The organism is Lentzea californiensis, from assembly GCF_024648825.1.
Taxonomy (GTDB): domain Bacteria; phylum Actinomycetota; class Actinomycetes; order Mycobacteriales; family Pseudonocardiaceae; genus Lentzea; species Lentzea californiensis.
Window position 1 is genome coordinate 481842 of sequence record NZ_JANBBE010000004.1, and the last position, 25367, is coordinate 507208.

Genomic DNA, 25367 nt, shown 5'->3' on the forward strand with positions numbered 1-25367 from the left:
TGCGACAAGGAGGTCGCGATGCGTCGGGTCGTCGCCGCGCTCGCTGCACTGGCTTTGCTCCCTCTCACACCCGTTCAGGCCGTTGCCGCACCACCGCAACGCCTGGCCGTGGGGGAGGTGGTGGACATAGCGCCTGGTGTGCGCGACGGAGATTCGAGACTCGCGTTACCGCCCAAGCGGGACGACCTGCGGGGCGAACGCTTCTACTTCGTGATGCCCGACCGGTTCGCGAACGGCGACACGGGCAACGACCGTGGCCGTTCGAAGGCCGCCGAGCACGGCTTCGACCCCGCTGACAAGGGCTTCTACCACGGTGGTGACCTCAAGGGCCTGCACCGGAAGCTCGACTACCTCGACGGCATGGGCATCACGGCGATCTGGATGACGCCGATGTTCCTGAACCGCTGGGTGCAGGGCGACAGCGCCGGTTACCACGGCTACTGGACGCTCGACTACACCTTGCTCGACCCGCACTTCGGCACCACGCAGGAGATGCGCGACCTGATCCGCGACGCGCACCGGCGTGGCATCAAGGTGTTCTTCGACATCGTCGCGAACCACACCGCCGACGTGATCAAGTACGCGGAGAACAAGACGCAGTACGTCAGCACGGGCGCGCAGCCGTACCTGGACGCCTCCGGTAAACCGTTCGACCTCGCCGACTACGCGGGCCGCAAGGACTTCCCGGAGCTGGACGCCCAGAAGTCCTTCCCGTACACGCCGGTCAAGGACGGCCCGACGAAGTACCCGTTGTGGCTCAACGACTCCACGCTCTACCACAACCGCGGCGACTCGACGTTCTCCGGCGAGTCGAGCGAGCAGGGCGACTTCTCCGGCCTCGACGACCTGATGACCGAGCACCCGCGCGTGGTCAACGGCATGAAGGACATCTTCACCAGCTGGATCGACACGCTCGACATCGACGGCTACCGCGTCGACACCGTCAAGCACGTCAACCTGGAGTTCTGGCAGGCCCTCGCGCCGCACGTGAAGCAGTACGCGAACCGCAAGGGCAAGAAGGACTTCTTCGTCTTCGGCGAGGTCTTCGACTCCTCGCCCGAGAACACCTCGAAGTACACGACCGACGGCAGGATGCAGGCCACGCTGGACTTCCCGTTCCAGAGCAGTGCGCTGACCTTCCTGTCCGGCAAGGGTTCCCAGCGGCTCGGCGAGGTGCTGCTCGGCGACGACCGCTACACCGACGCCGACTCCAACGCGTCCTCGCTGCCCACGTTCCTCGGCAACCACGACATGGGCCGCATCGCGTGGATGATCCGCAACGACCGGCCCGGCATCTCGGACGCCGAACTGCTCGAGCGGCTCAAGCTCGGCAACCAGCTGATGTACCTGTGGCGCGGCAACCCGGTCGTCTACTACGGCGACGAGCAGGGCTTCGCGGGCGCGGGCGGCGACAAGCTGGCACGCCAGGACATGTTCGCCTCGAAGACGCCGGAGTACATGGCGGAGAAGCTCATCGGGTCCGATCGCACGGGCGCTGTCGACAACTTCAACACCTCGCATCCGCTGTACCAGCAGCTCAAGGCGCTGGCCGAGCAGGTCGACCGCGATCCCGTGTGGCGTGACGGCAACCAGGTCCTCCGGTACGCCGACGGTGACGTGTTCGCGTTCAGCCGCATCCTCGGCCGCGAGCACCTCGTCGTCGCGAACGCCGGCACCTCGCCCGCGACCGTCACCGTGCCCGTGTCGTCCTCGGCTTTGGAGAACGCGGAGGTGCAGAACGGCCGCGTCACGGTGACCGTGCCCGCGCTGTCCTCGTTGGTGCTCAAGGGAACGAGCGACGTCGTCAAGTCGAAGCCGGCACCCGTCCTGGTCGCCCCGGCGGCCGGAACCGTGCTGGACGAACGCGTCGAGCTCAGGGCCGACGGCATCGGCGCGCCCAACGCGGCGGCGACGTTCGCCGCCCGTGTCGAGGGCACTCGCGACTGGACCGTGCTCGGCACCGACGACGCCGCTCCTTACCGGGTTTTCGCTGACCTGTCGGCACTTCCGGGTGCGGCGGTCGGCAAGCGCGTCGAACTGCGCGTGGTGGCGAAGTCCGGTGAGATCGGCGCGGACGGCGCGTTCGTGTCGCTCGTGGCCGCGCCGCCGCTCCCGGACCCGGGCACGAAGAACCCCGACTGGCTGGTCGTGCACTACGCACGCGACAACTACGACGGCTGGGGCCTGCACGCCTGGGGCGACGTCGAGACGCCGACCGAGTGGAACGCTCCGCTGCCGTTCGCGGGGGAGGACGCCTACGGGCGCTTCGCGTGGATCAAGCTGAAGCCGGGCGCCAAGTCGGTCGGTCTCATCGCGCACAAGGGCGACGAGAAGGACACCTCGGTCGACCGGATCGTGGACCCGAGCGTGACACCCGAGATCTGGCTGAAGCAGGGCGACCCGGCCGTGCACCCGTCGGAGCAGGCGGCCACGGGCAAGGCGGTCGTGCACTACGCCGGTGACGCCACCGGGGCCGTTGTGCGCGTCGCCGGACGAGGTGATGTGCCGTTCGTCAACGGCGTCGCGGAACTCCCGCCCACCACTGACTTCTCCGTCGTGCGCGGCACGACCGTGGAGGCTTCGGGCAAGTTCGCGGGTGGCCACGCGTGGATCGCCGGCGGGAAGGTGCACGCCACGAAGGCGGCGGCCGAGAACCGGGCGGTGATCCACTACAACCGCCCGGACGGCGACTACGAGGACTGGACGATGTACCACTGGACGGGTTCCGCGGAGCCGTCACCGGGCTGGAACCAGTCGCGGGTGCCGGACGGGCGTGACCAGTTCGGCGTCTACTGGTCGGTGCCGCTCGCCGCCGGTGCCGCGGGTCTGAGCTACATCGTCCACCGCGGCGACGCCAAGGATCCCGGCCCCGACCAGTTCCTCGACCTGGGGCAGAAGGGCAACGAGGTGTGGCAGCTGCAGGGCAACGAGACCTACCTGCTGCCGCCCAACGCCGGTCCGGCCGCCGATGACGACCTGACCAAGGCCAAGGCGATCTGGATCTCGAAGGACAAGGTCGTCTGGGACGTTCCGTCCGTGCAGTCCGACGGCTACCGGCTGGAGTACGGCTCGCGCGTGCTGCGGCTGTCTCCCACGACCGAGGAGGTGCCGGCGCAGTTCCCGCACCTCAAGGGCAAGCCGGTCTTCGCCGTCCGAGGGTTCGTCGACGAGGCGTTGCGGGACAAGCTCTCTGCCGTGCACGTCGACGCGGGTGGCGCGATCCGGCACCGCACGAGCGTGCAGATCGCGGGCGTGCTCGACGACCGTTATGCCGTTGCCGCCACGAAACTGACGTTCGGACCGATGTTCGACCACGGCCGCGCGTCGATCAGGTTGTGGGCGCCCACCGCCCGGAACGTGCAGCTGCGCCTGTTCGACCAGCCCTCCGGTGAGCCGAGGAAGGTCGTGCAGCTCAAGCGCGACGACGCCTCGGGTTCGTGGACCGGCACGGGCGACTGGAAGAACAAGTACTACCAGTTCGAGGTCACCGACTGGCAGCGCACGGTCGTCGTCACCGACCCGTACTCCGTCGCGTTGTCGGTGAACTCGTCGCACTCCCAGTTCGCTGATCTGACGGACGCCAGGTCGATGCCTTCCGGTTGGTCCCGTGACGTCGCGAAGGGCATGGGCGGCGCGATCACCGAGCTGCACGTGCGGGACTTCTCGATCAACGACCAGTCCGTCCCGGCGGCGGACCGCGGCACCTACAAGGCGTTCACGCACCGCGACTCGACGGGCATGAAGCACCTGAAGACGCTGGCCGCGGCGGGCATGGACACCGTGCACCTGCTGCCGACGTTCGACATCGCGACGATCCCCGAGAAGCGCTCCGACCAGGCCGTCCCGGCCTGCGACCTGCCTTCGCTGCCTGCGGACTCCGAGCAGCAGCAGGCCTGCGTCGGTGCCGTCGCGGCGAAGGACGGCTTCAACTGGGGTTACGACCCGTTCCACTACGACGTGCCCGAGGGCTCGTACGCCACGGCGGACGCGCAGAGCGGCCAGGCGCGCTCGAAGCAGTACCGCGAGATGGTGAAGTCGTTGCACGACAACGGCAACCGCGTGGTGGTGGACGTCGTCTACAACCACACGGCGGCATTCGGCGACGCACCGACGTCCGTGCTGGACAAGGTCGTGCCCGGCTACTACCAGCGGCTCAACCTCGACGGCTCGGTCGCGAACTCCACGTGCTGCGCGAACACGGCCACCGAGAACGCCATGATGGGCAAGCTCGTCGTGGACTCCGTGGTGCGCTGGGCGCGCAACTACAAGGTCGACGGGTTCCGCTTCGACCTGATGGGCCACCACCCGAAGGCGAACATCCTCGCGGTGCGGGCGGCTCTGGACGCGCTGACCGTCGAACGTGACGGCGTGGACGGGCGCAACATCGGCGTCTACGGCGAGGGCTGGGACTTCGGCGAGGTCGCTGGCAACGCCCGGTTCGAGCAGGCCACCCAGGCGAACATGGCCGGGACGGGCATCGGCACGTTCAGCGACCGGCTGCGCGACGCCGTGCGCGGTGGCGGCCCGTTCGACGACGACCCGCGCGTGCAGGGCATCGGCTCCGGACTGGCCGGCGGCGTGAACTCCTCGCCCGCCAACGGGAACGTGGCCGCGCGCCTGGAGAACTACAGCGACCTGGTGAAGCTGGGCATGGCCGGCAACATGGCCTCGTACCGGTTCCAGTCGACGGCCGGGCCGGTGGTGTCGGGCCGGGACGTGCAGTACAACGGCTCACCCGCCGGGTACACCGGGCAGCCGCTGGAGGCGATCACGTACGTCGACGCGCACGACAACGAGACGTTGTTCGACGCGTTGGCCTACAAGCTCAAGCCCGAGACCTCGATGGCCGACCGCGTGAAGATGCAGACGGTCTCGCTGGCCCCGGCGTTGCTGGGGCAGGGGCGGCCGTTCGTGCACGCGGGCACCGAGTTCCTGCGCTCGAAGTCGCTCGACCGCAACAGCTACGACTCGGGTGACTGGTTCAACCCGTACGACCCGTCGTTGCGCGACAACGGTTTCGGCCGGGGCCTGCCGCCGAAGGCCGACAACGAGTCGAAGTGGCCGTATGCGAAGCCGTTGCTGGGCATGGCCAAACCTTCGTCCGCGGACATGAGGGCCTCGCTCGACGCCACCCTGGAACTGCTGCGGATCCGCCAGTCGTCGCCGCTGTTCTCGCTGGGGTCGGCCGACCTGGTGCAGCAGAAGGTGTCCTTCCCCGCCGCAGAGTCCGGTGTGATCGTCATGCACGTCGACGACACGGCCGGCCCCGACGTGGACGGCGCCCGCAAGGGAGTGCTCGTGGTCATCAACCCCTACGAGACGGACCGTCTCGTCTCGTTGCCCGCAGGCGACTGGAAGCCGCTGACCAGGGAGAAGAAGGTAGGAGCCGCACGGTCGGTCGTGGTGCTCGAGCGATAGTCCCGCTGAGAAATAGTTTTGTTCCAGATTAGTTTGGTACCGTCGAGCTCATGGGCACGACGGGGTGTACTGACCTGATGATGCTGCTGCATCGGACGGGCCACGCGCTGGAGACAGAGCTGACGGCGAGGCTCGCGGAGATCGGACTGACTCCGCGAGCCCGCTGCGTGCTGTCCAGCGCGCTGGACGCGGAACTCACGCAGACCGAGATCGCCGACATGATCAGCATCGACAAGACGACCATGGTCGTGACGATGGACGCGCTCGAGTCCGCCGGTTACGCCGAGCGCAGGCCGTCGCCGACGGACCGCCGCGCCCGTGTGGTGGTCGTGACCGAGCAGGGCCGCGCGATCGTGGCGAAGGCCGACGACGTGTACCAGGACGTGGTCGGCAGCGTGCTGGGCTCGTTGCCCGACGACGAGCGCGACGGCATGGTCAACGGCCTGACGAGGCTGGTCGAGGGCCGTTTGAGCACTCCGGTCGCCTGCGAGAAGCCGCCGCGCAAACGTGCGCTGCGTCATGCCGTTGGGTAGAAGATAGTCCCGTACAAAACTATCTGTTACGGTTCCTCTTATGACTTCAGGGGGATCGAGAACTGATTCGCGCTGGCTGGCGCTGATCGTGCTGTGCGCAGGGATGTTGATGATCGTGCTGGACCAGACGATCGTGAACGTCGCGCTGCCCGCGATCGCGGAAGACCTCAAGTTCGGCCAGGCGGGACTCGCCTGGGTCGTGAACGCGTACCTGATCGCCTACGGCGGTCTGCTCCTGCTCGCGGGTCGGCTGGGCGACCTGATCGGGCACAAGAAGGTGTTTCTGATCGGCCTGGGCGTCTTCACGGTGGCGTCGCTGCTGTGCGGGCTCTCGTTCAGCGCCGAGATGCTGATCGTTTCGAGGTTCGTGCAGGGCGCGGGCGGTGCGCTCGCCACGTCCGTGACGCTGGGCATGGTCGTGACGATGTTCCCCGAGCCCAACGAGCAGAGGCGCGCCATCGGCGTGTTCAGCTTCGTCGCGGCGGCGGGCGCGTCCCTCGGCCTGTTGCTCGGCGGCGTGCTGACCGACGCCATGTCGTGGCACTGGATCTTCTTCGTGAACATCCCGATCGGCATCGTGGCCGCGGTGGCCGCCGTGCGCCTGGTGCCCGACTCCGTCGGTCTTGGACTGAAGGAAGGCGCGGACGTCCTCGGCGCACTGCTGATCGTGGCCGCGGTGATGCTCGGCGTCTACACGATCGTCAAGGCGGAGCACTACGGCTTCGGCTCCGCGCACACGCTGGGACTGGGCGCCGTCGCGCTGGCGTTGCTGGTCGGATTCGTGCAGCGCCAACGGACCGCCGCGAAGCCCTTGCTGCCGTTGCGGGTGTTCAAGTCCCGCAACGTGACCGGCGCGAACCTGGTGCAGATCTCCATGGTCGCCGGCATGTTCGGCCTGTTCTTCCTCGGCACCCTCTACATGCAGCTCGTGCTGCAGTACACGCCGTTGCAGATCGGCCTCGCGTTCATGCCCGTCGCAGGCGCGATCGCGGTGTTCTCGGTGTCGCTGTCAGCCCGCCTGAACATCCGCTTCGGCGAACGCAACATGCTGATCGTGGGCCTGTTGTTCATGCTCGTCGGCATGGTGGTGTTCACGCAGGTGCCGGTCGACGGCTCGTACGTCGCGCACATCCTGCCCGCCGTGGCGCCGTTGGGCATCGGGCTCGGGTTGTCGTTCCCCGCGTTGATGACGCTGGCGATGTCCGGCGCCGCACACGACGAGGCGGGCCTCGCGTCCGGTCTGGTGAACACGACCGCGCAGGTGGGCGGTGCCCTGGGACTGGCCGTGCTGGCCACGACCTCGACCACCTACACCTCGTCGCTGCTGGCCTCGGGCGTCGGCCGTCTGGAAGCGCTGACCTCGGGCTTCCACCTGGCGTTCTGGATCTCGGCGACGCTCGTGGCGGTGGCGCTCGGGCTGGCGGTGTTCGTGCTGCGGCAGGTCACCGTCGACCGCGAGGCCCAGCCGGTGCTGGTGCACTAGTGATCGGCTAGCTCCACGCGCTTCAGGACGTCCTCGGTGCGAAGGATCGTGAACTCGCGGTCCTTCGCCTTGAGGACCTTGAGGAAACCCGGGCTCGTCTCGAACACGTAGACCTCCTCGGCGTCGTTGATCTTCTCCTTGGGCACCCACGGCGTGCTGACGATGGCGGCCACCGCGAGCGCGGAACCGGCGAGCAGCCACGCGAACCACTTGAGCAGCCAACGCGCGTTGCGAATGGCCAGCATCATGGCCGCGCCGATCGCGACGGCGCCCGCGGAGAGCCACCAACGGTGGTACGTCAGCGTGTGGGACACCATCAGGGCGATGAGCACGATCAGCGTGAGAAGCGCTGTGGTGCTCGCGCGTTCCGGGTCTTCGCGGGTGCGGAAGTAGAAGAAGAACGTCGCCGGGGTGACGATCATCAGCAACACCGTGCTGATCCTGTCGTCCGCCATGAAGGTGCCGAGGAACAGACCGGGTGCGTCGTCCAGTTCCAGGGTGTGGAGCAGGGCGAACGCGGTGTGCCAGTCGTAGTGCGACACCGCGAGGAGCCGGAGCAGGACGAACAGGACGGCGGCGCCGGTCAGAGCTGATCCGGTGTGCTTTGAACTCACGCGCAGAACTATGACGTATCCCGGGTCACAGCCCTCCCGACGTGCGAGGCTACCCTGTTGGCACATCCCGTACCTGTTTTCGAGGAGTCACACCGTCGTGTCCGAGCGCACCCTGGTTCTCGTTAAGCCCGATGGCGTTGCCCGTGGTCTCGTCGGCGAGGTGATCGCCCGCATCGAGCGCAAGGGCCTCAAGCTCGCCGCTCTGGAGCTGCGCACCGCCGACCGCGCCACCGCCGAGCAGCACTACGCGGAGCACGACGGCAAGTCGTTCTACGCCGACCTCGTCGACTTCATCACCGGTGGGCCGCTGGTCGCCATCGTGGTCGAGGGTGTTCGGGCCGTGCCGGCCTTCCGTCAGCTCGCCGGTGGCACCGACCCCGTCGAGAAGGCCACGCCCGGCACGATCCGCGGGGACTTCGGGACCGAGGTCCAGTTCAACCTGGTGCACGGGTCCGACTCGGCCGAGTCGGCTGAGCGCGAGATCAAGATCTGGTTCCCGAACCTCTGATTTCTTGGCTGATTCCTGGGGCTCCGCCCCAGACCCCGCCAATCTGATCCAAAGCCGGGGGTCTACGCCATCAGCGGGTTGATGGCACGCCTGTTGCTTTGGGCGGAGTTGCGTTGCGTAGATGGTTGCGTTGGTGGGGTGGCTTCGTCACGAGCCGCACCAAGAGCAGGCCACATGCGTGAAGGGGTGTCAAGCGGACGAAAAGCGTGTCCGGTTGACACCCCTTCACGCATGCAGCAAGAGCTATGGCACGACTCGTGACGAAGCCACCCCACCCAGACCGTTCGGTAAGGACGGCTCGCCTCCGGCGTCGCGTGCGATCGGGTGCGTGGGGGCTCAGGTCCGTCGTGGGCTGCTGCCCAGGCCGCCTGCTTCGTCGCCGTTGAGAGTGGTGCCCTCCGGGTAGCCGAGCGGCAGGTACATCCACACGTCGTCCCACCGTTCGGTGCCCACGGCGATCGCGTTCGGCATCCTCCCGCACTCGCGGAACCCGAGGCTCTCGTACAGCTCGATGGCGCCGTGGTTGTTGCCGCGGACGCCGAGCATGACGATTTCGATGCCCTGTTCGCGGGCGTTCTCGATCAGGCCCTCCATCACCCGCTTGCCCAGGCCCAGGCCGCGGGCCGAGGGGTGGGCCATGATCTGTTGCACCTCGGCGCGGTGCTGGAAGACGGCGGTCGAGCCGCGGCGCCACAAGCCCACCGCTCGCACCACGCCGTCCACGGTGGCTGCGGTGAAGGCGGCGTCGCCGTCGCGGACCTGTTTGAGGACTGCGTCCAGCCAGGTCGAGATGCGGTCGTAGGTCGGGGGTTCGTGGTAGCCGACGGCGCCGCCTGCCGCGACCACGTCGTGCACGACTGCGTGGATCTCGGCGCGGAGGTCGTCGTCGGCTTCCGAGAGCCAGAGCAGGTTCGTCGTGGGCATGGGGTGATCGTAATTGCGTCGAGAATTGTCAGACCTGTTCGTTAACGTCGGGCGGGTGGACAACCTTGTTGAGGCCAAGGCTCTGACCAAGCACTTCGGGTCGTTCGAGGCCGTGCGCGGCATCGACGTCGAGGTGCGGCGGGGGGAGGCGTTCGGGTTCCTCGGGCCCAACGGGGCCGGGAAGTCGTCGACCATGCGGATGATCTCGTGCGTGTCGGGGCGGACCGGTGGCGAGCTGAAGGTGCTCGGGATGGATCCGGGGACCGAGGGGCCCAAGATCCGGGCCCGGCTCGGGGTGGTGCCGCAGCTCGACAACCTGGACACGGAGCTGACGGTCCGGCAGAACCTGCAGACCTACGGGCGGTACTTCGGCATGTCGCGGCAGAAGTGCCGGGCCAAAGCGGAAGAGCTGCTGGAGTTCGCTCACCTGACGGACAGGGCGGACCACGAGGTCGAGCCGCTCAGCGGTGGGATGAAGAGAAGGCTCACGATCGCGCGGTCGTTGGTGAACGACCCGGAGTTGCTCCTGCTCGACGAGCCGACCACCGGGTTGGACCCGCAGGCGCGGCATCTCTTGTGGGACAGGCTGTTCCGGCTGAAGCAGGACGGCGTCACGCTCATCATCACCACCCACTACATGGACGAGGCCGAGCAGCTGTGCGACCGGCTCGTGGTGATGGACGGCGGGCGGATCGCGGCCGAGGGGTCGCCCAGCGAGCTGATCAACCGGTACTCCACCAGGGAGGTGCTGGAGCTGCGGTTCCAGCCCGGCGCGCAGAAGCCCGACCTGGAGAGGTTCGCCGACCGGGTCGAGGTGCTGCCGGACCGGTTGCTGCTCTACACGCAGGACGGGGAAGCGACGCTGCAGAGAGTCCACGAGCACGGGGTGCAGCCGGTGCAGAGCCTGGTGCGGCGCAGTTCGCTGGAGGACGTGTTCCTGCGGCTCACCGGCCGGACGTTGGTGGACTGATGCAGACGCTGAGGGCTTCCTGGTTCGGGTTCGAGAAGCACTGGACGTGGTACCGGCGCAACTGGCGGGCCACGGTGGTGTCGAGCTTCCTGACGCCCGTGTTGTTCCTGCTGGCGCTCGGGCTCGGGTTCGGGTCGCAGGTGCAGTCGACGGCGTTGATCGGCGGGGTGCCGTACCTGGAGTACCTCGCGCCCGCGCTGGTCGTCGTCACGGCGCTGCAGGGTGCGACGTTCGAGTCGACTTACGCGATCATGTCGGCATTCCTGTGGCAGAAGACGTACGTCGGGATGGTGGCCACGCCGATCACCCCGGCGCAGGTGCTCTACGGGCAGATGTTGTGGATCGGCTCGCAGATGTTCGTGCGGTCCGCCGTGTTCGTGGGCATCGCGGTCGTGCTCGGTGCGGCGGCGGGACCCGGCATTCTCGTCGCGATCCCGGTCGCGACGGTGGCGGCGCTGGCGTTCAGCGCGCCGTTGGTCGCCTACAGCGCGACGTTGGACAAGCCGGACGGGTTCACGACCATCTTCCGGTTCGTGATGATGCCGATGACGCTGTTCACCGGTGCCTTCTTCCCGGTCAGCCAGCTGCCGGACTGGTTGCTGCCGCTGGTGTGGCTGACGCCCGCGTGGCACGGCATCGAGCTCGCCAGAGGCGCGACGTTCGGCACTGTCGGCCTCTTACCGGCCTTGGGACATCTCGTGTACCTCGTGGCGCTGACGGCCGCGGGCATCGCGCTCGGCGTGAAGTTCTTCCACCGGAGGCTGGCGGTATGACGCAGACCCTCGATCGCGAGAAGGCCGTGCCCGCCAGCGTGGGGCTGCTGTGGCGCGTGATTCCGCCGGGGCTGTACGGCGGCAAGGCGAGCATGCTCGTCGAACGCGCTGCGGTCGTGAACCGGCGCGCGTGGTTCGTGCTGGTCGGCGGGGCGTTCGAGCCCGTCCTGTTCCTGTGGTCGCTCGGGCTCGGGTTCGGGCAGATGGTGTCGGCGGTGGCCGGGCCGGACGGGCGGCCGATCAGCTACGCGGCGTTCGTGGCGCCCGCGTTGCTGGCGGCGAGCGCGATGAACGGGGCCGTGTACGACGCGACGTTCAACGTGTTCTTCAAGTTCAAGTACGTGAAGCTCTACGACGCGATGCTCACGACGCCGATGGGGCCGATGGACATCGCGATCGGCGAGATCGCCTGGGCGCTGCTCAGGGGCGGCCTGTACTCGGCCGGGTTCCTCGCGGTCATGCTCGGGATGGGGCTGATCTTCTCGCCGTGGGCGTTGCTCGCGTTGCCGGCGGCGCTGCTGGTGGCGTTCGCGTTCGCGGCGGTGGGCATGGCGGCGACGACGTTCATGAGGTCGTGGCAGGACTTCGACCTCGTGCAGCTCGCGGTGCTGCCGCTGTTCCTGTTCTCGACGACCTTCTACCCGCTGTCGGTCTACCCGGGCTGGCTGCAGGCGGTGGTGACGTGGACGCCGCTCTATCACGCCATCGAGCTGATGCGGGGCCTCACGCTGGGCGTTGTCGGCTGGGGCATGCTCGGCCACGTCGCGTACTTCGCGGTCCTCGCGGCCGTGGGAACGGTGGTGGCGGCACGGCGATTGGGGAAGCTTTTGCTCGACTGAACCCGCGATTCGGCTGGCGCCCGCGGGGGCCGTTACTCTGGTCGTGTGAGTGCCGAGTCTGTTTTCCCCAGGTTGGAGCCCCTGCTGCCGCGGATCTCCAAGCCGGTGCAGTACGTCGGCGGCGAGCTCAACGCGACCGTCAAGGACTGGGACGAGGCGTCCGTGCGCTGGGCGTTGATGTACCCCGACGCGTACGAGGTGGGCCTGCCCAACCAGGGCGTCATGATCCTCTACGAGATCCTCAACGAGCTGCCGGACGTGCTCGCCGAGCGCACGTACGCCGTGTGGCCGGACCTCGAGGCCCTCATGCGGGAGCACGACGTCCCCCAGTTCACGGTCGACGGGCACCGCCCGGTCAAGGCGTTCGACCTGATGGGCATCAGCTTCGCGACGGAGCTGGGCTACACGAACATGCTGACGGCGCTGGACCTCGCCGGCATCCCGCTGCACGCGAAGGACCGCACCGAGGCCGACCCGATCGTGGTCGCCGGCGGGCACGCGGCGTTCAACCCCGAGCCGATCTCGGACTTCGTGGACGCGGCGGTGCTGGGCGACGGCGAAGAGGCCGTTCTCGAGATCACCGAGATCGTGAAGAACTGGAAGGCCGAGGGCTCGCCCGGCGGCCGCGACGAGGTGCTGACGCGCCTCGCCGAGACCGGCGGCGTGTACGTCCCGCGCTTCTACGACGTGGAGTACCTGCCCGACGGCCGCATCCAGCGCGTCGTGCCGAACCGCGACCGGGTCCCGTACCGCGTCTTCAAGCGCACCACGATGGACCTGGACGCGTGGCCGTACCCGAAGCAGCCGCTGGTGCCGCTCGCCGAGAGCGTCCACGAGCGGATGAGCGTCGAGATCTTCCGCGGCTGCACGCGCGGCTGCCGCTTCTGCCAGGCGGGCATGATCACCCGCCCGGTGCGCGAGCGGTCCATCGAGGGCATCGGCGCCATGGTCCAGAAGGGCCTGGCGGCGACCGGCTTCGAAGAGGTCGGCCTGCTGTCGCTGTCCAGCGCGGACCACAGCGAGATCGCCGAGATCACCAAGGGCCTCGCGGACCGTTACGAGGGCACGAACACGGGCCTGAGCCTGCCGAGCACCCGCGTCGACGCGTTCAACATCGACCTCGCGAACGAGCTGTCCCGCAACGGAAGGCGCTCGGGTCTCACCTTCGCGCCCGAGGGCGGCAGCGAGCGGATGCGCCGCGTCATCAACAAGATGGTGTCCGAAGAGGACCTCATCCGGACCGTGTCGGCCGCGTTCTCCAACGGCTGGCGGCAGGTGAAGCTCTACTTCATGTGCGGCCTCCCGACCGAGGAGGACGAGGACGTCCTGCAGATCGCGGAGATGGCGAAGAACGTCATCCGCGCGGGCCGGCAGGCGAGCGGCCGCAACGACGTCCGCTGCACCATCTCGATCGGCGGGTTCGTCCCCAAGCCGCACACGCCGTTCCAGTGGGCCGCGCAGTGCGCCCCGGACGTCGTCGACGACCGCCTGCGCAAGCTGCGGGAGGCCGTCAACAGCGACCGCAGCCTCGGCCGCAACATCGGCATGCGCTACCACGACGGCAAGCCGAGCCTCATCGAAGGCCTGCTCAGCCGGGGTGACCGCCGCATCGGCAAGGTCATCGAGGCCGTGTGGCGCGACGGCGGCCGGTTCGACGGCTGGAGCGAGCACTTCTCCTACGACCGCTGGACCACCATGGCCGCGCGGGAGCTGGAACCGCTCGGCGTCGACCTCGCCTGGTACACCACCCGCGAGCGCGAGGAACTCGAGGTCCTGCCCTGGGACCACCTCGACTCGGGCCTCGACAAGGAGTGGCTCTGGGCCGACTGGCAGGACGCGCTCGACGAGCGCGAGCAGGACGACTGCCGCTGGACCCCGTGCTTCGACTGCGGTGTCTGCCCGGCGATGGGCACGGACATCGAGGTCGGCCCCACGGGCCGCAAGCTGCTGCCGATCTCCCCGGTCGGCGTCGGCTCACCGGTGAAGAACCCGTCGCTCACGCCGTGAGCGACGCTGACGTCGTCGACCAGGTGCTCGGCCTCGTCCGGTCCCACGAGGACTGGACGAAGGCCGGCCTGGCCGGCGCCGTGCAGGACCTGGACCTGGGTGGCGTCACGTCGAGCGTCGACGAGGTCGAGGGCATGATCGTCTGGGAGCTCACGTTCGAACTGTGGGAGCTGGACCTCGACGACGAGGAACACCGCGACTACGAGCAACTGGAAGCGCTGGCCCGGCCGCGGATGGACGCGTTGCGCGAGTTGTTCGAGCACCGTGCGGAGGGCTGGCGGCCGGGCGCGATCTCCGTCGCCGAACTCGACGAGTGGTACCCGTACGGCTACGTCGCGGGCTGGCACACCGCGGCACGGTCGGTGCAGATCGGGTGCACGGTCCAGGACAACGGGTTACCGCTGATGGTCCAGCTCAGGGCCTACGACGTCACAGCGTGACGGCTACTTCGTCACGGCGGCGCGTGCGTCCACGAGTCCGTGGCCGTAGAAGGAGTTGTACTCCGAATACCCGGTGCAGAACGCGTCCTGCACACCCGTCCCGTTCAGGTCGTAGTCGGCGGGGCAGGCCAGCGTCTGGGCCTGCGCGTTCAACATGCGCCCCAACGACACCGCGTCCGTCTCGGGACGCACCGACGCGATCAGCGCCGCCACCCCGGCCGCGTGCGGGGTCGCCATCGACGTGCCGCACGAGTAGTCGTAGCCGGACGGCACGGTCGAGAGCACGCACCCGTTCGGCGTGCGCGAGTCGCCACCCGGCGCCGTCACGTCGATCGCACCCAGCCCGTACGAGCTGTACCCGGCCTTGGTCTTGGTCGAGTCGACCGCCGACACGCCCACGACGTTCTTGAGCTGCGCCGGGAGCACCACGCACGTCGAGTCGACCGGCCGCGTCTGCGCGTCGCCGTTCGTCGGCGACATCGAGTCGCGCCCCGGCCGGGACAGGTCGGCGGCGGCGTTACCGGCGGCGGCGACGGTCAGCACGTTGCGTGAGGTCGCGTAGTCCACGGCACGGCGCACGGCCTCGTAGACGATGCGCTGACCTGGCTCGTTCTGGCACGTGAACAGGTACGGGTCGATGAAGTAGCTGTTGTTGGTGATCGTCATCTGCTGCGCGGCGGCCCACATGAAGCCGCACACCGCGTACTCGGGGTAGATGAAGCCCTCGTCGTCCACGACCTTCACGGACGCGATGCGGACGCCCGGCGCGACGCCCGTGGTCCCGCGGCCGTCGTCCGCGGCGGCGATGGTGCCGGCGACGTGCGTGCCGTGGGGCGAGGTCGTCGGCGTCCACGCGGAGGGTGACGGGTCGGGCTTGCCGGTCAGGCACCCCGCGGACAGCTCAGGTGCGAGCGCGTCGACGAGGTCGGGGTGGCGGGCGTCGACGCCCGAGTCCAGCACGCCGACGACGACGGACTTGGAGCCCGTGGTGATCTCGTGCGCGGCCGGGGCGTTGATGAGATCCATGTCCCACTGCTCGGCCGAGCGCACGCCCGAGGGCCGGAACAACTCCGTGTCGTCCTTCTTGCGCTTCGCGGACCGCTTGGCGATGCCCTCGGCCTGGGCGCTGTACGCGCGCCGCGGGCCGATCCGTTCGAGGAAACCGGGGTCGGGCGAGGTGGCCACCGCGACCGCGATCTGCGGGTAGTAGACGGTGCTCAGGCCGCACGCCTCGGTGATCTCGGAGTTCGCCGTCTCGGCGGGCGTGGCCTGCGGGAACACCACCAGATAGCGCAGCAGGGGACCGGGCTGGATGCAGGAGGGCGCCGCGGAGACCGGGTCCGGTTCCGCGCCTGCGGGCAGGGATGCCGCCAAGCACCCGGCCACGAGCAACGCGGTCATCGCCGCCGCTCGTGCGCGGTGTGGCAGAGGCACCAGGGACCTCCAGTCGGCAGGGCGTCCAGTCAGCCGGACCGTAGCCACGCGCAACGATCTAGACAAGCTGAACGTTCTGAATCAGGTTCACGGTACCGTCCTCATGGACGAACAGCCTGCGCCGATGGGACCGCTCACCCGTCGGAACACCACTCGGGGAGCACCGCTGAGCCGCAACCTGCCGAACAACCCCTCCGCCGTCGCGGTGCAGAAACTGCGCCTGCGCTACACCAAGCGGGGGAGGTTGCGTTTCACTTCGCACCGCGACATCGCTCGCACGTTCGAACGTGCGCTGCGCAGGGCGGGCGTGCCCATGGCCTACTCCCAGGGGTTCAGCCCTCACCCGAAGGTGTCGTGGGTCGGCGCCGCGCCGACCGGGGTGGCCAGCGAGGCCGAGTACGTCGAGGTCTCGGTGGTCGAGTGGGTCGACCCGGTGGCGCTCAAGGCTGCGCTCGACGAGGCGTTGCCACCCGGCATCGACGTCGTCGACATCGTCCAGGCGCGAGGTGGCAACCTCACCGAGCGCATCGACGCGAGCGAGTGGAGGATCGAGCTCGACGGGGTCGAGCCCGACGAGCTGGCGAAGGCGGTGAGCGTCTTCCTCGCGGCCGAGTCCGTCGAGGTGGAGCGGCTCACCAAGAACGGCACGAAAATGCTCGACGTGCGGCCCGCCGTCGTGTCAGCGCTGGTCGAACCCCGTTCGAGCGACGCCGGACACGATGACACCGCTTTGTCACGACCGTGTGGGATACTCATGACGGTTGTACGGCAGGTAACGCCTACCGTGCGACCCGACGACGTGCTGAATGCGCTTCGCGTCGTGGCCGATCTCGTGCCGCCGGTACCTGCGAGAGCAACCCGGATGGCGCAGGGAAGGCTCGACGGCGAGGGCAGGCTGGTGGACCCGCTCCAGCAGGACAGAGAGTCCTGACGAGCGCAGGAACGTCAACCGTGACGCGCAAACAGGAGGAGCGGCGCTGACAGCGGCGTCGTCGTGGGACCTGCGCAAGCGTGCGCCCAGTGAGGCGCCACGCCCTGCGCGCGAGGCAAGGATTCCTGCCGCGAGCAGCGGCGGAGAGAGACCAAGAGAGGCCCCTGCGCGGCCGCGTCCTCACGGGACGCGCCCGGGGGTGGAGGAGCTGCATGTCGAACAAGGACAAGCCTGCCGGTGTCACCGGCGGGCAGGGCGTGGTTGCCGCACGCCCTCAACTGGCGGACCTGCCGGACAAGTTGCGGGTCCACGCACTGGCGAAACTGCTGGACGTCAGCAGCAAGGACGTGATGACGGCGCTGGCGGACCTCGGTGAGGTCCCCAAGAGCGCGCAGTCGAGCGTCAGCCGCGACGTCGCGCTGAAGGTCGCCGAGACACTCGTCGACTGGGACGACGTGGTCACCGGTGAGGTCACCGAGGACTACGAGGCGCCCGCGATCCCGGCGTTCGAGGCACCGGCGCTCGCGCCGATCTTCGCCGCGCCGAGCGCGGTGTTCCTGCCGCCTCAGCCGATCGAACGGCCCAAGGCCCCGCCCTCGCCGTTCGTCGTCGAGGAGGAGCCGGTCGTCGAGGAGAAGTCCGTCGGTGAGATCGCCGCGGACGAGCTCGACGCCGCCGAGGCCGCCGAGGCGGAGACCGACGCCGAGGTCGACGGTGACGACGAGGCGGACAGCCGCCGTCGCCGCCGCCGTGGCCGTCGCGGCCGCGGCCGCGGCAAGGGCACGGACGCCGACGGCAACGAGGAGGGCGACGAGGCTCCGGCCGAGGACGCCACCGAGAGCGCCGAGAGCGACGACGCCGCCGAGGCAGAGGACGAGGGCGACGAGAGCTCGACCCGCCGTCGCCGCCGCCGTCGCCGCCGCAAGACCGGCGCCGAGGACGAGGTCACGTCCGAGGACGACCCGCCGAACACGGTCGTGCACGTCCGCGAGACGCGGGACGCGCGCGACGACAAGGCCGACTCCGAGGCCGCGCAGAGCGAGGTGCGCAGCATCCGCGGCTCCACGCGCCTGGAGGCCAAGCGCCAGCGCCGCCGTGACGGCCGCGAGGCCGGCCGCCGCCGTGCCCCGGTCCTGACCGAGGCCGAGTTCCTGGCCCGCCGCGAGGCGGTGGCCCGCACGATGGTCGTCCGCGAGCGCGGCGACCGCACGCAGATCGGCGTGCTGGAAGACGGCGTGCTGGTCGAGCACTTCGTCACGTCGTCGGGCTCCGGCTCGATCGTGGGCAACGTCTACCTCGGCCGCGTGCAGAACGTGCTGCCGAGCATGGAAGCCGCGTTCATCGACATCGGCCGCGGCCGCAACGCCGTGCTCTACGCCGGTGAGGTCGACTGGGACGCCGCCGGTCTCGAGGGCAAGTCCCGCAAGATCGAGCAGGCGCTCTCCAGCGGCGACTCGGTGCTCGTCCAGGTCACCAAGGACCCGGTCGGCCACAAGGGTGCCCGCCTCACCACGCAGATCAGCCTGCCCGGCCGCTTCCTGGTGTACGTGCCGGGTGGCGGTGCCACGGGCATCAGCCGCAAGCTGCCGGACAACGAGCGCAAGCGCCTCAAGGACATCCTGAAGCGCGTCGTCCCCGAGGACGCCGGCGTGATCATCCGCACCGCCTCGGAGGGCATCGCCGAGGAGGAGCTGGGCCGCGACGTCACCCGTCTGCAGGCGCAGTGGAAGGTCATCAAGGAGAAGTCCGCCAGCTCCTCCGCCAAGGCGCCGGCGCTGCTCTACGAAGAGCCGGATCTGCTGGTGAAGGTCGTCCGCGACTTGTTCACCGAGGACTTCGCCCAGCTCGTCGTCCAGGGCGACGAGGCGTGGGAGGTCATCGACTCGTACGTCCGCCACGTGGCGCCGGACCTGCAGGACCGCCTGAAGAAGCACGTCGGCAACAACGACGCGTTCGTCGAGTACCGCATCGACGAGCAGCTGATGAAGGCGCTGGACCGCAAGGTCTGGCTGCCGTCGGGCGGTTACCTGATCATCGACCGCACCGAGGCGATGACGGTCATCGACGTCAACACCGGCAAGTTCACCGGCTCGGGCGGCAACCTCGAAGAGACCGTCACGCGCAACAACCTGGAGTCGGCGGAGGAGATCGTCCGCCAGCTCCGGCTGCGCGACATCGGCGGCATCATCGTCATCGACTTCATCGACATGGTCCTGGAGTCGAACCGCGACCTGGTGCTGCGCCGCCTGACCGAGTGCCTCGGCCGCGACCGCACGCGCCACCAGGTCGCCGAGGTCACCTCGCTGGGTCTCGTCCAGATGACCCGCAAGCGGGTCGGCACCGGCCTGCTCGAGGCGTTCAGCCAGACGTGTGAGCACTGCCGCGGCCGTGGCGTCGTCGTGTCCACCGAGCCCATGCACTCGCACGGCGGTGGCAACGGTGGCGGCCAGCAGCAGCCGCAGCAGACCAGTGGCCGCAAGTCGCGCCGCAACAAGGGCGGTGGCGAGCAGGCCGCCGAGACGGCCGAGGTCGTCGAGGCAGCCGTCGAGGCGCCGGCCGAACCCGAGGTCGTCGAGGTCTTCGAGCCCGGCGATCCGGAGGACACCACCGAGGACGTGGTCGCCGCCGACCAGGAGCACGAGGCCCACGGCCGTCGTCGCCGCCGTCGTCGTGGCCGCGACAAGGAGCCGCAGGCCGTGGTCGACGCGGTCGTGGTCGAGGAGCAGGAGCTCAACGGTCACGTGCCGCACGAGGTCGCCGAGGACCCGGCGCCCGTCGAGGTCGACCCCGTGGTCACCGAGCCCGAGGTGATCGAGGAGACGGCCGAGGAGCTCGTCGAGCCCGTCGCCGAACAGCCCGTCGCCACGGGTCGCATCGGTGCCCAGCGGCCCGCCGAGCCCGAGCAGCCCGTCGTGACGGGTCGCATCGGAGCTCAGCAGCCCGCGGTGACCGGCCGCATCGGCGCTCAGCGGCCTCTTCCGGCCGCCGAGCCCGAGCAGGAGCCCGCCGAGGCCCCGCAGCCGGTCTCCGCACCCGAGCCCGTCGCCGCCGCCCCTGTGGCCGCGGTGGAGCCCCCTGCGGCACGTCCACGGCGTCGCGCGGCCAAGCGCGCCGCCGGTGCCCCCGCGGCCGAGGCACCCGCCCCGATCGTGGTCGAGGTGCCCAAGCAGCCCGAGGTCCAGATGCCCGCACCGGTGGTCACCACCACCCGCAGGCGCCGCGCCGTGTCGCGGCCCGCGGGACCGCCGGTCCAGGAGGACTGACGCGAGGAAGCGAGACCGGGGTCGCCTGCGGGCGGCCCCGGTTTTGCGTTGCGGGGCAACGTTGTGAGGGACCGCACAGCCTGCGGGAACGTGATCGGGGCACCCCGGTTTGCTCCGGGAGCACCCACTCCCGTAACCTTGTTGACGGCCCGCCATCCGACGGGTCCTGTCGTGTGCCTCCTCTGGTGCCTATTGGTGGAAACACCTTCCCAGTTTAGTTGGCGCACGGCCCGTCACCATCGAGTAGCAGGAGACTTCCGTCCTGATGTACGCGATCGTCAAGACCGGCGGCAAGCAGTACAAGGTCGCTGTCGGCGACATCGTCGAGGTCGAGAAGCTCGAGGGCGAGCCGGGCACCGAAATCTCCCTCCAGGCGCTGCTCGTGGTCGACGGCACTGACGTCACCGCAGACGCGGCGGCCCTGGCGAAGTTCTCGGTTACCGGCAAGCTGGTCGAGCACACCAAGGGCCCGAAGATTCGCATCCACAAGTTCAAGAACAAGACCGGCTACCACAAGCGACAGGGTCACCGTCAGAAGTTGACCCGTGTCGAGGTCACCGGCATCACCGGTAAGTGAGGACCTGACTTCTCATGGCACACAAAAAGGGTGCATCCAGTTCCCGCAACGGCCGTGACTCCAACGCTCAGTACCTGGGCGTGAAGCGGTATGGCGGTCAGGTCGTCAAGGCCGGCGAGATCCTGATCCGCCAGCGCGGCACCAAGTTCCACCCCGGCGTCGGCGTCGGCATCGGCAAGGACGACACGCTGTTCGCCCTGCTGCCCGGTGCGGTGGAGTTCGGTTCGAAGCGCGGTCGCAAGACCGTCAACATCGTTCCGGTCGCGGTCTGAAAAGGACCGCTCCTAGAACGTAGTTAGACCTCTGCGAGGGGCGGGCCCGGTCATCCGGCTCCGCCCCTCGTTGTTTGTCCAAGAGTCTTTGAGAGGAAGTATTTCCGTGGCCCGCTTCGTAGACCGGGTGGTGATCCACGCTGCCGCCGGCAACGGGGGCAACGGGTGTGCTTCAGTGCACCGCGAGAAGTTCAAGCCGCTCGGCGGCCCGGACGGCGGCAACGGGGGCCGTGGCGGCAACGTCATCCTCGTCGTCGACTCGCAGGTGCACACCCTGCTGGACTTCCACTTCCACCCGCACGCCTCCGCCACCAGCGGCAAGTCCGGCGCCGGTGCGAACCGCGACGGCGCGAACGGCGAGGACCTGGTCCTGCGCGTCCCGGACGGCACCGTCGTGCTGACCGAGGCGGGCGAGATCGTCGCGGACCTCGTGGGCGAGGGCACCCAGCTGATCGCGGCGGCCGGTGGCCGTGGCGGTCTGGGCAACGCCTCGCTGGCGTCCAGGGCCCGCAAGGCTCCCGGTTTCGCGCTGCTCGGTGAGCCGGGCGAGACGCGGGACCTGGTGCTGGAGCTCAAGTCCGTCGCGGACGTGGGCCTGCTCGGCTTCCCGTCGGCCGGCAAGTCGTCGCTGATCTCCGTACTCTCCGCCGCGAAGCCGAAGATCGCCGACTACCCGTTCACGACGCTGGTCCCGAACCTCGGCGTGATCACCGCGGGCGACACCGTCTTCACGATGGCCGACGTCCCCGGCCTGATCCCCGGCGCGTCGCAGGGCAAGGGCCTCGGCCTCGACTTCCTGCGCCACATCGAGCGCACCGCCGTCCTCGCGCACGTCGTCGACTGCGCGACGTACGAGCCGGGCCGCGACCCGATCGCGGACATCGACGCGCTGGAGAAGGAACTCTCGGAGTACACCCCGGCGCTCGGCGGCAACTTCGAGGACCGCCCGCGCGTGGTGATCCTCAACAAGGTCGACATCCCGGACGCCCAGGACCTGGCCGACATCGTCCGCCCGGAGATCGAGGCCCGCGGCCTGCCGGTCTTCGAGGTGTCGACGGTGTCCCGCCTGGGCCTGCGGGAGCTGACGTTCAAGCTGGCCGAGGTCGTGCGCGAGTACCGCGCGGCCAAGCCGAAGCAGGAGTCGACCCGAATCGTGCTGCGGCCGACCGCCGTGGACGACCAGGGCTTCACCGTGACCGAGGACCCCTCGGTCGAGGGTGGCTTCATCGTGAAGGGCGAACGCCCGGAGCGCTGGATCTACCAGACCGACTTCTCCAACGACGAAGCCGTCGGTTACCTCGCGGACCGCCTCAACAGGCTGGGCGTCGAGGAGAAGCTCGTGAAGATGGGCGCCGTCCCCGGTTGCCAGGTCACCATCGGTGAACTGGTCTTCGACTGGGAACCGACCACCCCGGCCGGCATCGCGATGACGATGACCGGGCGTGGCACGGACATCCGTCTCGAGCAGAACGACCGCATCGGAGCCCACGAGCGCAAGGCCCTGAAAAAGGCCCGCCGTGCGCCCGGCGACTACGGTGATCTCAGCGAGGAGTAACACAGTGACGGCCCCCGTGGTCTCACAAGCTCGGCAAGCGGTCGCTTCGGCGAACCGCATCGTGGTCAAGGTCGGTTCTTCTTCTTTGACCACAGCGGAAGGTGGCCTCGACCCAGCGCGTCTCGACGCGCTGGTCGACGCCCTCGCCGCTCGTGCCGCAGCGGGCAGCCAGGTCGTGCTCGTGTCGTCGGGTGCGATCGCCGCCGGCCTGGCTCCGTTGAAGCTCTCCCGCCGCCCCCGCGACCTCGCCACCCAGCAGGCCGCGGCGAGCGTCGGCCAGCTCACCTTGGCGCACGCCTACGCGAACTCGTTCGGCCGCTACTCGCTGACGGTCGGCCAGGTGCTGCTGACCGCCGACGACGTGGTGCGTCGCGCGCATTACCGCAACGCCCAGCGCACGTTCTCGCGTCTGCTGGCTCTCGGCGCGGTCCCGGTCGTGAACGAGAACGACACGGTTGCCACCGAAGAGATCCGCTTCGGCGACAACGACCGCCTCGCCGCACTCGTCGCTCACCTCGTCGGCGCCGACGCGCTGTTCCTGCTGTCCGACGTGGACGCCCTCTACTCGGGCGACCCGCGCAAGCCGGGAGCGGTCCGCATCACCGAGGTGGCTTCAGCGTCCGATGTGGACGGTGTGCAGGCCGGCACGGCGGGTGCTTCGGGTCTGGGCACCGGCGGGATGGCCTCCAAGCTTGCCGCAGCCCGCCTGGCCTCGTCCGCGGGCATCCCGGTGCTCCTGACCGGATCCGCTGAGGCAGGCCGTGCGCTGACCTCCGCCGACGTGGGCACCGCCTTCGCCGCGACGGGGTCACGCCTCACCGCCCGCCGCTTCTGGCTGGGCTACGCCACCGACGCCAACGGCCGCCTGCACCTCGACGACGGCGCGGTCGCCGCGGTCGTGGGCAGGCGTCGTTCGCTGCTGGCAGCCGGGATCACGGGTGTGGACGGCGACTTCGAGGCAGGCGACGTGGTCGAGCTGGTCAGCCTGGCGGGCGAGGTCGTGGCCCGCGGCGTGGCCGGTTACGACTCGGCGGAGCTGCCGTCGCTGATCGGCCGCAAGACCCACGACCTGCCGGAGGAACAGCGCCGCGAGGTCGTGCACGCCGATGATCTGGTGCCGTTGCATCGTTAGTCTCGGGTGCATGGCCCGGATGCACGATGTCGTCATCGACTGCGCTCATCCCGCGTCGCTCGCCCGGTTCTGGGCGCAGGCGCTCGACGACCACGAGATCGCCCCGTACGACGAGCCCGAGCTGGCGCGGTTGAGCGCCATGGGCGTCGACGACCCCGAGGACGACCCGTCGGTGCTGCTCGATGGCTCGCCGCGGTTCTTCTTCAACCGCGTGCCGGAGCCGAAGACCGTCAAGAACCGGGTGCACGTCGACCTGTGGTGCGACGACGTCGAGGCCGAGGTGGCGCGACTCGTCGTCCTCGGTGCCTCGGTGGTGAGCCGCGACGGCATCTGGTTCGTGCTGGCCGACCCCGAAGGCAACGAGTTCTGCCTCAGCTCAACCGAACACCCTTTGTCTCCGGAAGCGTGAGCACCACGAGGAACGTGGTCACCGCGGCGACCGCCACGTACCAGAAGAAGACGGTGCCGCCCACGGCCTGGATGACCAGCGGAGCGGTGCCGCCGAACACCGCGACGGTCAGGTTGTACCAAGCCCCGATGCCGAGCCCTCGCAGTTCGGTCGGGAACAGCTCGCTCATGATCGCGGGCGCGATCGACGTGATCGCCGTGTACAGCCCCAGCCCCACGGCGAACACGATCACGAGGTTCGCCAGCCCGGGTTTGACCAGTGTCGACAGCGGCACGACCAGCAACGCCATCGCCGCCGACCACACGAGCATCTGCGGTTTGCGGCCGTATCGGTCGGCCGTCCACCCCATCGGGTACTGCAGCGCGATGAACACGACGGTGCCGATCGACAGCGCCAGGAACACGTCGATGTCGTTGGCACCCTTCGTCTTCACCGCGAACGGCGTCAGCGCGCTGAAGAACGTGTAGAAGCTCAGCGTCGAGAGCAGCGTGATGCCGATGAGCTGCCCGACGGCCTTCGGGTGCTCCTTCAACGTCATCATCAGCGGGTTGCGCAGGCTCTCGGCTTTGGCCTTGTTCTCCTCGAACTGCTCGGTCTCCTTGAGTTCCCTGCGCAGCCACAACCCGACCAGGCCGAGCACGCCACCGATCAGGAAAGGCACGCGCCAGCCGTAGGAGGCCATCGCGGCCTTGTCGAGGTTGCGGGACAGGAAGAACCCGAGCAGCGACGCGATCAGCACTGCCGCGCCGGTCGAGATGTAGAAGAACGACGAGTACCGGCCGCGGTGCGTGGCGGGAGCGATCTCCGCCAGGTACGCCGAGGCGTTCGACACCTCGCCACCGAGCGCCATGCCCTGCGCGATGCGGGCGAGCACCAGCAACGCCGGTGACAGCCAGCCGACCTGCTCGAACGTCGGCAGCAGGCCGATCATGACCGACCCGCCGGACATCAGCACGATCGTGAACAGCATCGCGGTGCGGCGGCCCTTCAGGTCCGCGAACCGGCCCAGCAGATAGCCGCCGAGCGGGCGGAAGAAGAAGGCGAGGGCGAACGTCGCGAACGTGCTCAGCAGCGCGGCGGCCTCGTTGCCGGAGGGGAAGATCTGCGTGGCGAAGTAGATGCTGAACGCGGTGTAGATGCCCCAGTCGTACCACTCCACCGCGTTGCCGGCGCTGGAAGCGACGAGCGTGCGCACGGGCAGTCGATGCTTTTGTGATGTAACCGCCATAGACGCACCCAATCACACACAGTGCTTGGAACGAGTAACCAGTTCAGCGCGGGCTGG

At 68.9% G+C, this 25367-nt stretch carries 20 protein-coding genes; 16 read left to right on the forward strand and 4 right to left on the reverse strand.

The annotated features are described in order from the left end of the window. Window positions 1-18 precede the first annotated feature (18 nt). From pulA to LX88_RS19315, 3 genes are all read left to right on the forward strand, one after another. Window positions 19-5418 (forward strand): pullulanase-type alpha-1,6-glucosidase, encoded by a 5400-nt coding sequence (gene pulA, locus LX88_RS19305; protein WP_258949153.1) that lies wholly within the window; start codon window positions 19-21, stop codon window positions 5416-5418. A gap of 77 nt (window positions 5419-5495) precedes the next feature. Beyond that, window positions 5496-5951, forward strand: a complete 456-nt coding sequence (locus LX88_RS19310) for a MarR family winged helix-turn-helix transcriptional regulator (protein ID WP_258949154.1) — start codon at window positions 5496-5498, stop codon at window positions 5949-5951. 40 nt (window positions 5952-5991) lie between these two features. After that, window positions 5992-7434, forward strand: a complete 1443-nt coding sequence (locus tag LX88_RS19315; protein WP_258949155.1) for a DHA2 family efflux MFS transporter permease subunit — start codon at window positions 5992-5994, stop codon at window positions 7432-7434. On the opposite strand, the gene LX88_RS19320 is transcribed toward LX88_RS19315, so the two are convergent. Continuing rightward, complete coding sequence (locus LX88_RS19320; protein ID WP_258949156.1) at window positions 7431-8048, reverse strand: hypothetical protein; 618 nt, start codon at window positions 8046-8048, stop codon at window positions 7431-7433. The genes LX88_RS19315 and LX88_RS19320 overlap by 4 nt on opposite strands. A gap of 97 nt (window positions 8049-8145) precedes the next feature. On the opposite strand from LX88_RS19320, the gene ndk reads away from it, so the two are divergent. Beyond that, window positions 8146-8556 carry a nucleoside-diphosphate kinase gene (gene ndk / locus LX88_RS19325; RefSeq protein ID WP_090071184.1) on the forward strand — a complete coding sequence of 137 codons (411 nt, stop codon included), beginning with the start codon at window positions 8146-8148 and terminating at the stop codon, window positions 8554-8556. A 336-nt stretch (window positions 8557-8892) separates the two neighbouring features. Here ndk and LX88_RS19330 read toward each other — a convergent pair whose 3' ends face one another. After that, complete coding sequence (locus tag LX88_RS19330; RefSeq protein WP_258949157.1) at window positions 8893-9480, reverse strand: GNAT family N-acetyltransferase; 588 nt, start codon at window positions 9478-9480, stop codon at window positions 8893-8895. Between the two features lie 55 nt (window positions 9481-9535). Between LX88_RS19330 and LX88_RS19335 the strand changes: the two genes are divergently transcribed. Genes LX88_RS19335 through LX88_RS19355 form a run of 5 tightly spaced genes read left to right on the forward strand, consistent with a single transcriptional unit; the run spans window position 9536 to window position 14509 of the window. Beyond that, window positions 9536-10450 carry an ABC transporter ATP-binding protein gene (locus LX88_RS19335; protein ID WP_258949158.1) on the forward strand — a complete coding sequence of 305 codons (915 nt, stop codon included), beginning with the start codon at window positions 9536-9538 and terminating at the stop codon, window positions 10448-10450. Continuing rightward, complete coding sequence (locus LX88_RS19340; protein WP_258949159.1) at window positions 10450-11223, forward strand: ABC transporter permease; 774 nt, start codon at window positions 10450-10452, stop codon at window positions 11221-11223. The genes LX88_RS19335 and LX88_RS19340 overlap by 1 nt, the downstream gene beginning before the upstream one ends. Next, on the forward strand, window positions 11220-12062 hold the full coding sequence (locus tag LX88_RS19345) for an ABC transporter permease (RefSeq protein WP_258949160.1): 843 nt from the start codon (window positions 11220-11222) through the stop codon (window positions 12060-12062). The genes LX88_RS19340 and LX88_RS19345 overlap by 4 nt, the downstream gene beginning before the upstream one ends. 45 nt (window positions 12063-12107) lie before the next feature. Next, window positions 12108-14069: a TIGR03960 family B12-binding radical SAM protein gene (locus LX88_RS19350; protein WP_258949161.1), complete on the forward strand. Its 1962-nt coding sequence runs from the start codon at window positions 12108-12110 to the stop codon at window positions 14067-14069. Continuing rightward, window positions 14066-14509, forward strand: coding sequence for a hypothetical protein (locus LX88_RS19355; protein ID WP_258949162.1), 444 nt, complete (start codon window positions 14066-14068; stop codon window positions 14507-14509). Before LX88_RS19350 ends, LX88_RS19355 begins: the two co-directional genes overlap by 4 nt. A gap of 3 nt (window positions 14510-14512) precedes the next feature. Here the strand turns inward: LX88_RS19355 and LX88_RS19360 are convergent, their stop codons facing one another. Next, window positions 14513-15943 (reverse strand): S8 family peptidase, encoded by a 1431-nt coding sequence (locus LX88_RS19360; protein ID WP_258949163.1) that lies wholly within the window; start codon window positions 15941-15943, stop codon window positions 14513-14515. Window positions 15944-16148: 205 nt separating this feature from the next. Here LX88_RS19360 and LX88_RS19365 point away from each other — a divergent pair, with 205 nt between their 5' ends. The 7 genes from LX88_RS19365 (at window position 16149) to LX88_RS19395 (ending at window position 24082) form a co-directional block, all read left to right on the forward strand. Beyond that, window positions 16149-16874 (forward strand): TIGR03936 family radical SAM-associated protein, encoded by a 726-nt coding sequence (locus LX88_RS19365; protein WP_258949212.1) that lies wholly within the window; start codon window positions 16149-16151, stop codon window positions 16872-16874. 212 nt (window positions 16875-17086) lie between these two features. After that, window positions 17087-20137, forward strand: coding sequence for a translation initiation factor IF-2 N-terminal domain-containing protein (locus tag LX88_RS19370; RefSeq protein ID WP_258949164.1), 3051 nt, complete (start codon window positions 17087-17089; stop codon window positions 20135-20137). A 265-nt stretch (window positions 20138-20402) separates the two neighbouring features. Continuing rightward, window positions 20403-20714 carry a 50S ribosomal protein L21 gene (gene rplU / locus LX88_RS19375; RefSeq protein ID WP_030479431.1) on the forward strand — a complete coding sequence of 104 codons (312 nt, stop codon included), beginning with the start codon at window positions 20403-20405 and terminating at the stop codon, window positions 20712-20714. Between the two features lie 14 nt (window positions 20715-20728). Then, on the forward strand, window positions 20729-20986 hold the full coding sequence (rpmA, locus tag LX88_RS19380) for a 50S ribosomal protein L27 (protein ID WP_090071165.1): 258 nt from the start codon (window positions 20729-20731) through the stop codon (window positions 20984-20986). Window positions 20987-21092: 106 nt separating this feature from the next. Next, window positions 21093-22541 carry a GTPase ObgE gene (gene obgE / locus LX88_RS19385; RefSeq protein ID WP_258949165.1) on the forward strand — a complete coding sequence of 483 codons (1449 nt, stop codon included), beginning with the start codon at window positions 21093-21095 and terminating at the stop codon, window positions 22539-22541. Window positions 22542-22545: 4 nt separating this feature from the next. Beyond that, a complete protein-coding gene (proB, locus tag LX88_RS19390) occupies window positions 22546-23673 on the forward strand; it encodes a glutamate 5-kinase (RefSeq protein ID WP_258949166.1) in 1128 nt (375 codons plus the stop codon). Window positions 23674-23683: 10 nt separating this feature from the next. Beyond that, window positions 23684-24082: a VOC family protein gene (locus LX88_RS19395; RefSeq protein WP_258949167.1), complete on the forward strand. Its 399-nt coding sequence runs from the start codon at window positions 23684-23686 to the stop codon at window positions 24080-24082. Here the strand turns inward: LX88_RS19395 and LX88_RS19400 are convergent. Continuing rightward, window positions 24045-25310 (reverse strand): MFS transporter, encoded by a 1266-nt coding sequence (locus tag LX88_RS19400; protein ID WP_258949168.1) that lies wholly within the window; start codon window positions 25308-25310, stop codon window positions 24045-24047. The genes LX88_RS19395 and LX88_RS19400 overlap by 38 nt on opposite strands. Window positions 25311-25367 lie beyond the last annotated feature (57 nt).

What these genes read in the sequence shown, in the direction of transcription:
- LX88_RS19370 (WP_258949164.1), top strand. Translation starts at nt 17,087, where the DNA reads ATGTCGAACAAGGACAAGCCTGCCGGTGTCACCGGCGGGCAGGGCGTG.
- LX88_RS19400 (WP_258949168.1), bottom strand. Translation starts at nt 25,310, where the DNA reads ATGGCGGTTACATCACAAAAGCATCGACTGCCCGTGCGCACGCTCGTC.
- rplU (WP_030479431.1), top strand. Translation starts at nt 20,403, where the DNA reads ATGTACGCGATCGTCAAGACCGGCGGCAAGCAGTACAAGGTCGCTGTC.
- LX88_RS19395 (WP_258949167.1), top strand. Translation starts at nt 23,684, where the DNA reads ATGGCCCGGATGCACGATGTCGTCATCGACTGCGCTCATCCCGCGTCG.
- pulA (WP_258949153.1), top strand. Translation starts at nt 19, where the DNA reads ATGCGTCGGGTCGTCGCCGCGCTCGCTGCACTGGCTTTGCTCCCTCTC.
- rpmA (WP_090071165.1), top strand. Translation starts at nt 20,729, where the DNA reads ATGGCACACAAAAAGGGTGCATCCAGTTCCCGCAACGGCCGTGACTCC.
- LX88_RS19345 (WP_258949160.1), top strand. Translation starts at nt 11,220, where the DNA reads ATGACGCAGACCCTCGATCGCGAGAAGGCCGTGCCCGCCAGCGTGGGG.
- LX88_RS19310 (WP_258949154.1), top strand. Translation starts at nt 5,496, where the DNA reads ATGATGCTGCTGCATCGGACGGGCCACGCGCTGGAGACAGAGCTGACG.
- LX88_RS19330 (WP_258949157.1), bottom strand. Translation starts at nt 9,480, where the DNA reads ATGCCCACGACGAACCTGCTCTGGCTCTCGGAAGCCGACGACGACCTC.
- LX88_RS19340 (WP_258949159.1), top strand. Translation starts at nt 10,450, where the DNA reads ATGCAGACGCTGAGGGCTTCCTGGTTCGGGTTCGAGAAGCACTGGACG.
- LX88_RS19315 (WP_258949155.1), top strand. Translation starts at nt 5,992, where the DNA reads ATGACTTCAGGGGGATCGAGAACTGATTCGCGCTGGCTGGCGCTGATC.